Annotated in this window: 11 protein-coding genes; 5 read left to right on the top strand and 6 right to left on the bottom strand. The window is 61.3% G+C overall.

Going from position 1 to position 13,415, the window contains the following annotated elements; genetic code table 11:
- Nucleotides 1-67 precede the first annotated feature (67 nt).
- Nucleotides 68-2,614, top strand: a complete 2,547-nt coding sequence (gene cckA / locus NO932_RS12275) for a cell cycle histidine kinase CckA (protein WP_309207607.1) — start codon at nucleotides 68-70, stop codon at nucleotides 2,612-2,614.
- Here the strand turns inward: cckA and NO932_RS12270 are convergent.
- Complete coding sequence (locus NO932_RS12270) at nucleotides 2,611-2,781, bottom strand: hypothetical protein (protein ID WP_309211104.1); 171 nt, start codon at nucleotides 2,779-2,781, stop codon at nucleotides 2,611-2,613. The genes cckA and NO932_RS12270 overlap by 4 nt on opposite strands.
- Before the next feature lie 184 nt (nucleotides 2,782-2,965).
- Between NO932_RS12270 and recA the strand changes: the two genes are divergently transcribed.
- The gene (gene recA / locus NO932_RS12265; RefSeq protein ID WP_309207606.1) at nucleotides 2,966-4,036 is read left to right on the top strand and encodes a recombinase RecA; all 1,071 of its coding nucleotides are present in this window, start codon (nucleotides 2,966-2,968) and stop codon (nucleotides 4,034-4,036) included.
- Between the two features lie 268 nt (nucleotides 4,037-4,304).
- On the top strand, nucleotides 4,305-6,968 hold the full coding sequence (alaS, locus tag NO932_RS12260; RefSeq protein WP_309207605.1) for an alanine--tRNA ligase: 2,664 nt from the start codon (nucleotides 4,305-4,307) through the stop codon (nucleotides 6,966-6,968).
- A gap of 36 nt (nucleotides 6,969-7,004) precedes the next feature.
- Here alaS and NO932_RS12255 read toward each other — a convergent pair whose 3' ends face one another.
- The 5 genes from NO932_RS12255 to NO932_RS12235 all read right to left on the bottom strand — a co-directional run bounded on the left by NO932_RS12255 (nucleotide 7,005) and on the right by NO932_RS12235 (nucleotide 11,439).
- Complete coding sequence (locus NO932_RS12255) at nucleotides 7,005-7,874, bottom strand: NmrA family NAD(P)-binding protein (RefSeq protein ID WP_309207604.1); 870 nt, start codon at nucleotides 7,872-7,874, stop codon at nucleotides 7,005-7,007.
- 127 nt (nucleotides 7,875-8,001) lie between these two features.
- Complete coding sequence (locus tag NO932_RS12250; RefSeq protein WP_309207603.1) at nucleotides 8,002-9,129, bottom strand: outer membrane protein transport protein; 1,128 nt, start codon at nucleotides 9,127-9,129, stop codon at nucleotides 8,002-8,004.
- 246 nt (nucleotides 9,130-9,375) lie between these two features.
- Nucleotides 9,376-10,590: an NADP-dependent isocitrate dehydrogenase gene (locus NO932_RS12245; protein ID WP_309160706.1), complete on the bottom strand. Its 1,215-nt coding sequence runs from the start codon at nucleotides 10,588-10,590 to the stop codon at nucleotides 9,376-9,378.
- A gap of 77 nt (nucleotides 10,591-10,667) precedes the next feature.
- Nucleotides 10,668-11,003 carry a TfoX/Sxy family protein gene (locus NO932_RS12240; RefSeq protein ID WP_309207601.1) on the bottom strand — a complete coding sequence of 112 codons (336 nt, stop codon included), beginning with the start codon at nucleotides 11,001-11,003 and terminating at the stop codon, nucleotides 10,668-10,670.
- Between the two features lie 4 nt (nucleotides 11,004-11,007).
- Nucleotides 11,008-11,439, bottom strand: coding sequence for a GFA family protein (locus NO932_RS12235; RefSeq protein ID WP_309207600.1), 432 nt, complete (start codon nucleotides 11,437-11,439; stop codon nucleotides 11,008-11,010).
- Nucleotides 11,440-11,532: 93 nt separating this feature from the next.
- Between NO932_RS12235 and NO932_RS12230 the strand changes: the two genes are divergently transcribed.
- Complete coding sequence (locus tag NO932_RS12230; RefSeq protein WP_309160709.1) at nucleotides 11,533-12,342, top strand: RNA methyltransferase; 810 nt, start codon at nucleotides 11,533-11,535, stop codon at nucleotides 12,340-12,342.
- 150 nt (nucleotides 12,343-12,492) lie between these two features.
- The gene (locus tag NO932_RS12225) at nucleotides 12,493-13,383 is read left to right on the top strand and encodes a DMT family transporter (protein ID WP_309207599.1); all 891 of its coding nucleotides are present in this window, start codon (nucleotides 12,493-12,495) and stop codon (nucleotides 13,381-13,383) included.
- Nucleotides 13,384-13,415 lie beyond the last annotated feature (32 nt).

Here is a 13,415-nt window from a genome sequence, read left to right as displayed (position 1 = left end):
AAGGCGCGTTTGCTACCAATAGAAGCCCGATTCGCCGGGTGAGCGTTTGAGACGAGGAACAGAAGAGATGGCGATGGCCCGGATGGACGAGGACAGCTATCCCGAGCCCGTGGTGGCGCGGCCATCCTCGAACGCGGCCTTTTGGCGTGTGGTCATCCTTTCACTGTGTTTCATTGCGATCGCTGTGGCGTTTTCCTTTATGGGAGAAACCATCTCGCCCGAGATGATCGTGCTATTGCTCGGCATTCTCGCGGTGATCGGCGTCTTCTCGCTGTTCGCACTGGCGGCCGGGCTGTTCCGGTTCGTGGGCGGCACCGAAAAACGTACCCTGGCACGAGCCATAGTCGACAGCCTGCCCTACGGGGCGGTCGTAACCGACAGAGAGGGCAAGATATTTTACGCCAATGCCCAATATTCGGAGTTCTCGAAGGGAATTTCCAAGGGCATTCCGGTGGGCGTACCGCGGCTTTTCGCCAGCCAACCCGAGGCGAGTGAAGCGGTTTACCGCCTGTCGCGCGCGGCGCGGGATGGGCGATCGATCGTCGAGGACATCCGCATCGCGCGCGGGCAATCTGCGGCGCACTGGTTTCGGGTGACGGTCCGGGCGCTGCCCGACTACGATGGGGCGCCAGGGAAATCGGTGATCTGGACCGTCGAGGACGTCACCCGCGATCGCGAGGCGCAGGAGAATTTCTACGTCGAGCTGCAAAAGGCGATCGACTATCTCGATCATGCTCCGGCCGGGTTCTTTTCGGCCAATGCACGCGGACGCATTCAGTACATTAACTCGACCCTTGCCGACTGGCTGGGCTATGACCTTGCCGCTTTCGAAGCCGGCGATCTCGATTTGGGAGAGATCGTCCACGGAGACGGCGCCGGCCTGCTGATGGGCGGCGGGCAGGACGGGGCGGTGAGGACCGAGATCATCGACCTCGATCTGGTACGCCAGGACGGCACAAATCTGCCCGTGCGGCTGCTGCATCGCGCGGCGCGGCTGGCGGAAGGCGAGTTGGGCGAAACGCGCACCCTGGTGCTCGACCGCTCACGCGGGGTGGATGGCGAGGAAGCGTTGAGGGCGGCCGAAGTGCGGTTCTCGCGGTTCTTCAACAATACCCCGATCGCCATCGCGGCGCTCGATGCCAGCGGCAGGGTGGTGCGCACCAACGCGCCGTTCACGCGAATTTTCGGCCTGACTTCGGGTGAGCGGGGCATCGAAGGGCTCGAAGTCGCGACCCTCATCGATACGGACAATCGCGAAAAGCTGGCGGCGGCACTGTCTGATGCGCGGGCGCATAAATCGGAAATCGCGCCCGTGGATGCGACCATTCCGGGCGAAAAGGCGCGCAGCGTCCGCATGTTCATTTCCGGGGTCGAGCAGGGCGGTGAGAGCGACGAGGCGGCAATCCTTTATGCCCTCGACATGACCGAGCAGCGTCAGCTTGAAGAGCAGTTCGCGCAGGGCATGAAGATGCAGGCCGTGGGCCAGCTTGCCGGCGGGGTGGCGCATGATTTCAACAACGTTTTGACCGCCATCATTGGGTTTTCGGACCTGTTGCTTTTGAAGCACAAGCCCTCCGATCCGTCGTTCTCGGATATTATGTCGATCAAACAGAGCGCCAATCGCGCCGCTGGGCTGGTGCGACAGCTCCTCGCGTTCTCGCGGCGGCAGACATTACGCCCGCAGGTGCTCGAAGTGCCCCAGCATATCGACGACCTCACGGTGCTGTTGAAGCGGCTCATCGGCGAAAAGGTGACGCTTGATGTCGAGCATGGGCGTGAGGTTTGGCCGATCCGCGCCGATCTCGTTCAACTCGAGCAAGTGATCATCAACCTTGCGGTCAACGCTCGCGACGCAATGCCCGAGGGCGGACAGATTACCCTCAGAACGCGCAATGTGGATGTGGCCGAGGCCGAGACGCTGACTTATCCGGGCTTTGTACCCGCAGACTACGTGCTGATCGAAGTGGCCGATACCGGCACGGGCATGACGCCGGAAATCATGGAAAAGATCTTCGAGCCGTTCTTTTCCACCAAGGAACTGGGCAAGGGCACCGGGCTGGGCCTTTCGATGGTCTATGGCATCATCAAGCAGACCGGCGGCTATATCTATCCCGAATCCGAAGTCGGGGTCGGAACGACGTTCCGCATCTTCCTGCCGCGTCATATTCCGATCGAAAAGGAAGAAGTGGCCAAGGCCGCGGCTGCGCCCGTCAAGGATCTCACCGGTAACGAACGCATCTTGTTGGTCGAGGACGAGGAAAGTGTGCGCATGTTCTCGGCGAGGGCCCTTTCCACGACCGGCTATGAGGTGTTCGAAGCGGGATCGGGCGAGGAGGCCCTGGAGGTGATCGAGGAAGTCAATGGCGAACTCGATCTCATCATTTCCGACGTGGTGATGCCGGAAATGGACGGGCCGACGCTGCTTACCGAGGTGCGCAAGCGCTATCCGGAGCTCAAGGTGATCTTTGTTTCCGGCTATGCCGAGGAAAGCGTGCGGCAGGGCCTGGAAGACGACAGGAGCGTGGAGTTCTTGCCCAAGCCCTATACGCTTGACCAGATCAATTCCAAGGTCAAGGAAGTGCTTTCAGGCAAGCGGGAGTCCCGGGACGACTAGGATTTGTCCTCAGGCTCGTCGGCTTCCCCGTTCGTTGCCGTGAAGGACGCGCCGAGCCCGGCTCCGATGGCGACGCCAATGCCGATACCCAGGGCAAGATTGTCGAGCGCTATGCCGATGGCAGCGCCGATGGCGATGCCCAATGCAATGGCAGTTCCCATATTCATCCTCGATCCTTTCCACGGCTTTGACGAGGCAAACCGTCGACACGGCTGAGATGTTCCCTAGGGTACAATGTTCTTATTTTGTCCCTTGACACAACTGAAACAAAATGGGAACAAATCAGACATGGGAAATCGATGTCGGCCGCGTTGCACGGGCGGGGCTTTGGTGGAATAAGGAGAGCGAGAAATGGCAGTTTCACAGCTTCGCGTTGTAGACGGGGGTTCGATGGACAAGAACAAGGCGCTCGAGGCGGCACTGGGCCAGATCGAGCGCAATTTCGGCAAGGGTTCGATCATGCGGCTGGGGGAGAACACCTCGGTCAATGTCGAATCGATCTCCACCGGCTCGCTCGGGCTCGATATCGCGCTGGGCATCGGTGGTTTGCCGCGCGGGCGCATCGTTGAAGTGTTCGGGCCGGAAAGCTCGGGTAAAACGACCCTGGCGCTGCATGTGGTGGCCGAGGCGCAGCGGGCTGGCGGCATTTGCGCGTTCGTAGACGCCGAACATGCTCTTGATCCTGTTTATGCGCGCAAGCTGGGCGTCAACGTCGATGATCTCCTAATCTCCCAGCCTGATGCCGGCGAGCAGGCATTGGAAATCGCCGATACGCTGGTGCGCTCGGGCGCCATCGACGTTCTGGTCGTCGACTCGGTTGCCGCGCTCACGCCGCGCGCCGAACTTGAAGGCGAGATGGGCGATTCTCTGCCGGGGCTGCAGGCGCGCCTGATGAGCCAGGCGATGCGCAAGCTGACCGCTTCGATTTCCAAGTCGAAGGCGATGGTGATCTTCATCAACCAGATCCGCATGAAGATCGGCGTGATGTTCGGTTCGCCAGAGACCACGACCGGGGGGAATGCGCTCAAGTTCTATTCCTCGGTTCGCCTGGATATCCGCCGTATCGGTTCGATCAAGGATCGTGAGGAGGTCGTGGGCAACCAGACCCGGGTCAAGGTGGTCAAGAATAAGCTGGCTCCCCCGTTCCGTCAGGTCGAGTTCGACATCATGTATGGCGAAGGCATCTCCAAGACCGGCGAGTTGCTCGACCTCGGGGTCAAGACCGGGATCGTTGAAAAATCGGGTGCCTGGTTCTCCTATGACAGCCAGAGGCTCGGGCAGGGGCGCGAGAATGCGCGCCAGTTCCTCAAGGACAATCCCGAGATCGCCAACCAGATCGAGAACGGGGTGCGCGAGAGTGCGGGCCTTTTGGCTGCGGAACTGATTACCGCCGGCGAGGATGGCGGCGACAGCGACGATTGATGTCGGTGAAGAAGCGGAAACGTCGAGTGGTTGAAATCGAGTGGTTCCGACTCTACCTTTAGCGATGACCTCCTTGGCGCCGGGCGACCGGCGCCTTTTCTTGTTTGGGTGGACGCCTGTTCGCATTGCGCTTGCCCAGTGCACGCGTTATTAGGCTTGCTCAGGTTTTCGGGCCGGCAGGCGGAGGCGAAACTCCTTCTATCCGGCGCGCATAGAACAATAATTTCGGTGTGGCGCGTTCTGCCGCAGACAGGTTCCGGGCTCGATCATGACAAGCGTAAACGACATTCGTTCGACCTTCCTCGACTTCTTTGCCAAGAATGGTCACGAGAAGGTCGCCTCGAGCCCGCTGGTGCCGCGCAACGATCCGACGCTGATGTTCACCAATGCCGGCATGGTGCAGTTCAAGAACGTCTTCACGGGCCTTGAAAAACGCCCCTACAGCCGTGCGACCACCTCGCAGAAGTGCGTGCGCGCCGGGGGCAAGCACAACGACCTGGACAATGTAGGGTTCACTGCACGGCATCTCACCTTTTTCGAGATGTTGGGCAACTTCTCGTTCGGAGATTACTTCAAGGAACAAGCGATCGAACTGGCCTGGAACCTTGTGACCAAGGAGTTCGGCCTGCCCAAGGACAAGCTGCTGGTTACCGTCTATCATACCGATGACGAAGCAGCCGAATATTGGAAGAAGATTGCCGGCTTTTCCGACGACAAGATCATCCGCATTCCAACATCGGACAATTTCTGGACGATGGGCGACACTGGTCCGTGCGGTCCTTGCTCGGAAATCTTCATCGATCGTGGCGAGCACATCTGGGGCGGTCCTCCGGGCAGCCCGGAAGAAGATGGCGACCGGTTCCTCGAGTTCTGGAACCTGGTGTTCATGCAGTACGAACAGTTCGGCGACGGAACCCAGGAGCCGCTGCCCAACCCGTCTATCGATACGGGCATGGGACTGGAGCGCATGGCCTCCATCCTGCAAGGTGTTGAAAGCGTCTTTGAAACCGACATGTTCCGGCACGTCATCGATGCGACGGCGTCCGCCGTCGGCAAGGCGCCGACCGCCGAGACGGTTGCCTCTTATCGCGTGATCGCCGACCATTTGCGGTCCATGTCGTTCTTGATCGCCGACGGCGTCCTGCCGGCCAATGAAGGGCGCGGCTATGTGCTGCGGCGTATCATGCGCCGCGCCATGAGGCACGCCACTCTGTTGGGCACCAACAATCCCACGATCTACAAACTGGTCCCCGCTCTAGTGCGTGAAATGGGACAGGCCTATCCCGACCTCGTTCAGGGTGAGGCGATGATCTCCGAGACCATCCGGCTGGAAGAAGAGCGCTTCCTCAAAACCTTGAGCCGCGGACTTCAAATTCTGGAAGAAGAGACCGCTGGGCTGAGCCAGGGCGATACGCTTGCAGGCGATACCGCGTTCAAGCTCTATGACACCTATGGCTTCCCGCTCGATCTGACCCAGGACGCACTGCGCCTGCGAGGCGTTTCGGTCGATCAGGCCGGATTCGACCTGGCGATGGCCCGCCAGAAGGAAGAGGCGCGCAAGAGCTGGTCGGGTTCGGGAGATGCGGCGACAAGCGCCGTCTGGTTTGCGGTGGCCGACAAAGCCGGGCCGACCGAATTTCTCGGCTACGAAACCGAGGAAAGCGACGGCGCGGTTGTAGCGTTGGTCAAGGACGGTTCGCGGGTCGATACGCTCAATGCCGGTGAAGAAGGATTCATCGTTCTCAACCAGACCCCGTTCTACGGGGAGAGCGGCGGTCAGGTCGGCGATACCGGCGCGATGCAGAGCGAGGACGGCGCACGTGTCGCGGTGCTCGAGACCACCAAGCAGGCTGGCGGGGTTTTCGCTCATCGGGTCAAAGTCGAGAATGGATCCGTGGCGGTCGGTGATGCCCTGACGCTCAAGGTCGATCATGGCCGGCGCTCATCCATCCGTGCCAACCACTCGGCCACGCATCTGTTGCACGAGGCGCTGCGCGAGGTGCTGGGCACACATGTCGCCCAAAAGGGGTCCTTGGTGTCGCCCGATCGCCTGCGTTTCGATTTTTCGCACACTAAGCCGATGAGTGAGGCTGAAATCGCCGAGGTCGAACGCCTGGCCAACGCGATCGTGCTGCAGAACGCACCTGTCGAGACCCGCCTTATGGCGGTAGACGATGCCGTCGAGGCCGGGGCGATGGCGCTGTTCGGCGAAAAGTACGGCGACGAGGTGCGTGTCGTGTCCATGGGCACGGCACTTGAAGGCGCAAAAGCGGGCAAGACGTATTCGATGGAGTTATGCGGCGGCACGCATGTGCGGCGCACCGGCGATATCGGGCTGGTCAAGATTGTTGGCGAAAGTTCGGTTGCCGGCGGCGTGCGGCGTGTCGAGGCACTGACTGCCGATGGCGCGCGCGCTTACCTCAATGCCCAGGACGATCAGCTTAAGGCAATCGCCGCCTCTCTCAAAGTTTCGCCGCGCGACGCGGCGGCGCGGGTCGAGGCGCTGGTCGAGGAGCGTCGCGCGCTTGAGCGGCAACTCGCCGAGACGCGACAGAAGCTGGCGATGGGCGGCGGCGCTGCTGCAAACGGGGCGGCAGGCGAAACCGTCAACGGCGTGACCTTCATGGGGCGCGTGGTCGAAGGGCTGCAACCCAAGGATCTGCGCGGCCTCGTCGATCAGGGTAAAAAGCAGCTTGGGTCAGGTGTCGTCGTGATCGTAGGAACCACCGAAGACGGCAAGGCGGGTATAGCGGTCGGGGTAAGCGATGACCTCGTGGCGCGCTACAGCGCCGTTGATCTGGTGCGCGTGGGTTCTGCCGCGCTGGGCGGGCAGGGCGGCGGCGGCCGGCCGGATATGGCCCAGGCCGGCGGTCCCGATGGTGCCCAGGCGCATGCCGCAGTGGATGCGATCAAGGCGCAGCTCTCCGCCTAACGGTAGCACAGACGCGGGTGAGCGTCGGGGCGGGGATCATCGCGTGCGCTGGGATTGGCAGTGGGCAGAAATATACTTCTGCAACCTCGTCGGCCCGCGCTCGTAATCGGTGGGCTGGTCCGACGCCTCATCGATTACTGTTGCCGTCATGCACGCGTAAGAGTTGGCCGCGGGTTCAGAAAAGCCAAGTCCCAGAAAGGTCCGCTCCCAATTTTTTCGTGGAATTTCCTCCACGTTGACGGTGATGCCGAGGACTTCCGCGAACGCGGCGGCGACGTCGCGCGAGGTATAGCGTTGGGGCCCTTCGACATGGATGATGCCGACGTCTGTTGCCGGGGTCAGCAGGCGGCGCGCGGCAGCGGCGCCGAGATCGTCCGGCGCAACCATGGGAATGGCGAGATCGGCAGGAAAGAAGCTGGGTAACGTTCTGCTCTCGCGCACCGCATCGAGCATCCCGATCCAGTTGCTCATGTAATACGCGCCACGATTGATGGCGACGGGAATAGGCAATGCTGTGATGAGCTGCTCGAATTCATAGAGCACCGTGAGGTCGCCGCACCGCTCGCCGGGCCGAGCGCCATAAGTGGAGGCGAGGACGATCTTTTCAAGCGCGGCGCCTTGGAGCGCTTCGGCGATCGCGGCGATGTTGGCGCGTTCTTCGGCGTCGGTGTCGGTCGCCGGATCGGCAGGCGGGTTGAGCAGAAAGGCGCGGGTGGCGCCGGCGAACAGATCACGCAGCCGTTCAACGTCGCGAATATCCGCCTCAACGATAGTCGCACCTTCGGCTTTCAGCGCCGCTGCGTGAGCGGCATTCCGCGACAGGATGGTGGCAGGCTCGCCATGTCGCAGCAATGCTCGCGCGGTTGCGGAGCCGACTTGCCCCGTTCCTCCGATAATGATGTTCAAGGCGATTCTCCTTGGTTCCTATAGCGCCGGAATAGCCGCCAGCGATGTCAGGTTCCGTCAGGAGAAGCGACGAGCACAAAAGAAAATGCCCCAAAGAGGGGTCATTTCCGCTTCGCTCCGGGAGGAATCAGAACGAAGCTTTGAGACTGGCGCTGATGGCCAGAACGCTGCCGCGATCCCAGCTTTCGCCCAACATGTTGGTGCCGTCGGCAAGGGTCGAATAGGATATGCCGCCGGAAAGCTCCATGCTTTCGGCGAAAGTATAGGCGCCGCCCAGCGTCACGCCCCACCGGTCGGTCAGCGTGCCGTTTTCAAGGACGCCATCATCGTTGACCTTGGACGTGCCGCGATCCCAAGTGACGGTTCCCAACACCGTGAAATCTTCGGTAACCGCATGACCCACGCCGCCGGTGACGGTCCAGCCATCGCGGTAATTGAGGGTCGTCGAAATCGGCGTGGGGGAAACGGAAGTGACGTCTAGCGTGTCAAGGACAGACCAATCCACCCATTTGACCGACGCAAGAGCAAGCCAGCCGGGAGCGATGCCCGTCTGTGCCTTGATCTCGAGCGATTGCGGTGTGGTCACGCTTGCGCTGGCCGGAGCACCGAAAAACGATCCATCGAGATCATAGTCGATGGGTGCGTTGTAGATGGCGCTGACGCGGAGGGCGATTTCCTCCATTTCATAGGCGATGCCGGTGCGCAATCCGACACCTGAGCCTGCCAAATCGAGAGGGGAGGTGTCGGTGAGACTGATCGGAATGTCAGCGTCATAGCCCAGCGTCTGAGCCGAAATGCCGCCGAGAACGCTAAAGACGCCGCCGCCAACATCGAAGCCGTAGCTACAGGTAAGGCCGGCGTCGAACGAGGTGACGCGCTCGCTTGCAGCCTGCCTGGTAAGCGCTGCATAGGTGATGTCACGATCGGTGCCCGATCCCCAAGGGTTCTGGGCGGAAATCATGCAGCTTGCCGCTTCGTTGAAGTCCGCTTTGACCGCGAGGTTGTAATGAATGCGGTTAGCCGATGAGGACACGGTGCCGGGCACCATGAAACCCAATGGCGGTAGGGGATTGGGATTGCTCACTTCGTGATCGATATTGACATGGGTGATCGTGCCCTTGGCTGCATATGTTGCCGGGTCGAAGATCAGATCCCAGTTGTAGCCATTGGCTTCGAGACCGCCGGCATGGGCCGACGATGTCACCATTGCCGCCAATGCGGCAATGGTGAAGACGCGGGTGCGCTTAAGCCTCATAGATTATCCTCCTCCATTGTGTTCGGAGCGCTCCTCCAGCGCTCGCGTCGCCAGCCATGCCTCACCTTTGAGGAGGGCTATTGACGTTTGCGTCAACGATCACCGTATTCGCGCCTGCGGTCAATCCGTGCGACGTCCAATAACGACGAAAATGTGACAGTGAAGCGCAACTGCAACAGGCTGGACACGGCATGAAAAAGGCGGCGTCCCGGAGGACGCCGCCTTTTCGGTTTCCGGTGAGAACCGCTACTGGCCCATGGCCTTTTGCAGGTTCTGGTCGATGGCGTCCAGGAAGCCCATGGTGGAGAGCCAGGGCTGGTCTGGACCCACGAGAAGGGCGAGGTCCTTGGTCATCTTGCCTTCTTCGATCGTGTCGACGGTCACCTTCTCGAGCGTTGCTGCGAATTTGGCGAGTTCGTCATTGCCATCGAGCTTGGCGCGGTGCGCCAGGCCACGGGTCCATGCGAAGATCGAGGCGGTGGAGTTGGTGGAGGTTTCCTTGCCCTGCTGGTGCTGGCGGTAGTGACGGGTCACCGTGCCATGCGCGGCTTCTGCCTCGACGGTCTTGCCATCAGGGGTCATCAGCACCGAAGTCATCAGGCCAAGCGAGCCGAACCCTTGCGCGACGGTATCGGACTGCACGTCGCCATCATAGTTCTTGGCGGCCCAGACATATCCGCCTGACCATTTGAGGGCGGCGGCAACCATGTCGTCGATCAGGCGGTGTTCGTACCAGATCTTCTTGGCTTCGAACTGCTCCTTGAACTCGGTGTCGTAGATCTCCTGGAAGATGTCCTTGAAGCGCCCGTCATAGACCTTGAGGATGGTGTTCTTGGTCGAGAGGTAGCAGGGGACGCCGCGATTGAGGGCGTAGTTCATCGACGCGCGGGCGAAATCGCGGATGGAATCGTCGAGATTGTACATGGCCATGGCGATGCCGGCACCAGGGGCCTGGAACACTTCGTGCTCGATCTCGGATCCGTCCTCGCCCACGAACTTGATGGTCAGCTTGCCCTTGCCGGGAAATTTGAAATCGGTGGCGCGGTACTGGTCGCCAAAGGCGTGACGGCCGACGATGATCGGCTGGGTCCAGCCGGGAACGAGGCGGGGCACGTTCTTGCAGATGATGGGTTCGCGGAAGATCACGCCGCCAAGAATATTGCGAATGGTCCCGTTGGGGGACTTCCACATCTTCTTCAGCCCAAACTCTTCGACGCGGGCTTCATCGGGGGTGATGGTGGCGCATTTGACGCCGACGCCGTGCTTTTTGATGGCGTTGGCGGAATCGATGGTCACCTGATCGTCGGTGGCGTCGCGGTTTTCGACCGAGAGATCGTAATATTCAAGATCGATGTCGAGATAGGGATGGATCAGCTTGTCCTTGATGGCCTGCCAGATGATCCTTGTCATCTCGTCGCCGTCGAGTTCGACGACGGGGTTTTCGACTTTGATCTTGCTCATTAACGTCTCCTCGGTGGTGCTTTTCGCTCGCGCCCCTATAGCATTGGCCGAACAAAGCGCAAAGCTGTCCGAGAGGTCTATTTGGGCGGCAGGCTGGAGGCGAAGGCGAGGCATTCGTTGAGCCAGGCGATGAGCGCCGCGTCGTCCTCGATCACCTCGGCAGCCACGGCGACAAACCCCGACATCGTCTTTCCGCCCATGGTCATCGGCGTGCAGCCGGGGCGGGCGAGGGCGGTGTCATAGCCGTCCTTGCCAACGCGGGCGAGAAGCGCACCCTCCTTCATCACGGCGACCACCATGTTGCCATCCAGCATGAAGGCGCTGCCGCCGAACATCTTCTTTTCGGCGAGGCCCGGCAGGGGCGCGAAATGCTCGCGGATGCGGTCAGCCAGGGTATGGGAAGCTTCACTCATGGTTTCAAAACCCGTTGGCGTCGCGATAGGTGTCGTAGCGGGGCAAAGCCGGGTCGAGCACGTCCCAATCGAGATGGCTGCGCGAAAAGATCGCCTGGGTGGGCGCGAACCAGGCGGGATCGTCGAAAAGTCCCGCGGGCAGCAGGATCAGCTTTGGTGCACGGGCGGTGCGTGCAAAGAGGGGAGTGCCGCAATGGGGGCAGAAAGAGCGGGTAATTTCGGAGCCCGAGGCTGCGATGCGGGTGTGGCCCTTCACCTCGCCGGAGATCGTCACGGCTTCGGATGGTACCAGTACAACCGTCGAGTGACCGGTGCCCGATGCTTTGCGGCAATCGCGGCACGAACAGACGAGCATCGATAGTACTGGACCGGCGACGGTCATGGTCACGGCGCCGCATGCACAGGTCGCGGTTTCATCGAGCGATAGGCGTGTCATGGCGAGAGGCTGGCACGGCACGGGGCGGCAGGCAATCTTGATTTGTCGGCGGGTCGCGCGTAAGCGGGCGGCAAACCTATTTGGAATGGGATCATGGCCGGTACCGACACCAGCAGGGAATTCGTTTTCCGCCCCACACCCGCGATCATTCTCGTCGAACCGCAACTGGGCGAGAATATCGGCGCGGCGGCACGGGCCATGGCCAATTTCGGGCTTTGGGACCTGCGGCTGGTCAACCCGCGCGATGGCTGGCCCAATGAAAAAGCCGTCGCCGCGGCATCCAAGGCCGATCACGTGATCGAGCGCACGCAGGTGTTCGATACCCTCGCCGAGGCGATGGCGGATCTGCATCTGGTTTATGCCACGACGGCGCGCAGCCGGGAGATGTTCAAGCCGGTGATCGGGCCCGACGAAGCGGCGAACCGGCTGTCGGCGCATATCGGGGCGGGTCACAAGGCGGGAATTCTGTTCGGGCGTGAGCGCTGGGGGCTCAACAATGACGAGGTGGCACTGTCGGATGCCATCGTTACCCTGCCGGTCGAACCGGCTTTCGCATCGCTCAATATCGCCCAGGCCGTGCTGGTGCTTGCCTATGAATGGCGGCGGGCTGCCCTTTCCGATGAACCGCTGCCCTTTGCCGGCGAAGAGGGCGAGCCCGCGCCGCGCGAACAATTGGTGGGCCTCACCGAACAATTGGGTGAAGCGCTGGATCGGGCCGGTTTCTTTAAGACGCCGGATAAGCGTCCGGGCGTAATGAACAATATCCGCTCGATGTTCGCGCGCGCCGGGTTCAATGCCCAGGAGGTGCGGACGCTGCGCGGTATCGTGGCGGCGCTGGATCGGCGGCACGAACGGGCCAATCCGACGCGTAACCAGCCGAGCGACGAACCGGATCTACAATAGTCCGCACGGTTGCAGCGGCGCATTGCCGCCGATAGGCTGCGGTCAAGGAGAACCAGCTCCACCCCGCCTCAAACCTTCTCTCCAGGTCCGTCCATGGCAGCGCCCACATCGTCGGCTTCGAGCCCGAGCATCGGCACACCGGAAAGCGGCATGGCGTTCATGATCGTGGCGGTGCTGCTGGTGCCGCTCAGCGATGCGCTTTCGAAAAGCCTGACCGGATTGCTCAACCCATTCGAGATCGCCTTCTGGCGCTTTCTGTTCCAGATGCTGGTGCTGGGCATGGTGATCCTGATTATGCGCCGGCGGCTGGTGCGAGGGCCCTGGCATCTGCTGATCCTGGGCGGCCTCACCTCGGCGGCGACGCTGGCGGCGCTGATCGGGGCGTTTGTTACGATGCCGATCGCGACGGCCATTGCGATCTTCTTTGTCGAGCCTTTGATCCTCACCGTGCTTTCGGGATTTTTTCTCGGCGAGAAGGCCGGCAGCCGCCGCTATATTGCGGTTGGGGTGGGGCTGGTTGGTGCGGTAATCGTCATTCGGCCAAGCTGGGACATCTTCGGCTGGAGTTCGATCCTGCCGCTGGTGGCGGCGACCGCGTTTGCCGGCAACGCGATCGTTATCCGCAAGTTATCGCCGGTGATGGATGCGATTTCGATCCAATTCTGGTTTGCGCTGGTGGCGGTGGTGACCATCGGCGGAGGCCTTCTGGCTCTGGGGCGATTCGACCTCATCAGCCTTACCGGCGGCTTTGATCCTGATGGGCCTTGGGGGCAGCTCTTGTTCATGGGCACGCTTTCAGCGTTCACCTTTTTCCTTTTTTCCGAAGCCTTTCGCCGTACCCCTGCCTCTACTCTGGCGCCGTTCCAATATATCGAGATCATCGGCGCAACGATCGTGGGCTATGTCTTCTTCGGCGATTTCCCCGATCTATGGACGTGGGTGGGGACGGCAGTGATCCTGGCTTCGGGGCTCTATGTGTTCCAGCGCGAGCGCAAACAGAGCCAGATCGATGCGCGCGCGGCCCGTGCACGGGCCAAATAGCCGGTTGCGCTTGACTTTGCCGCAATTGACCC

Source organism: Pelagibacterium sp. 26DY04, assembly GCF_031202305.1.
GTDB lineage: Bacteria > Pseudomonadota > Alphaproteobacteria > Rhizobiales > Devosiaceae > Pelagibacterium.
Note: the sequence above shows the minus strand (reverse complement) of the source record. Positions and strands in the feature narration are given on the sequence as shown.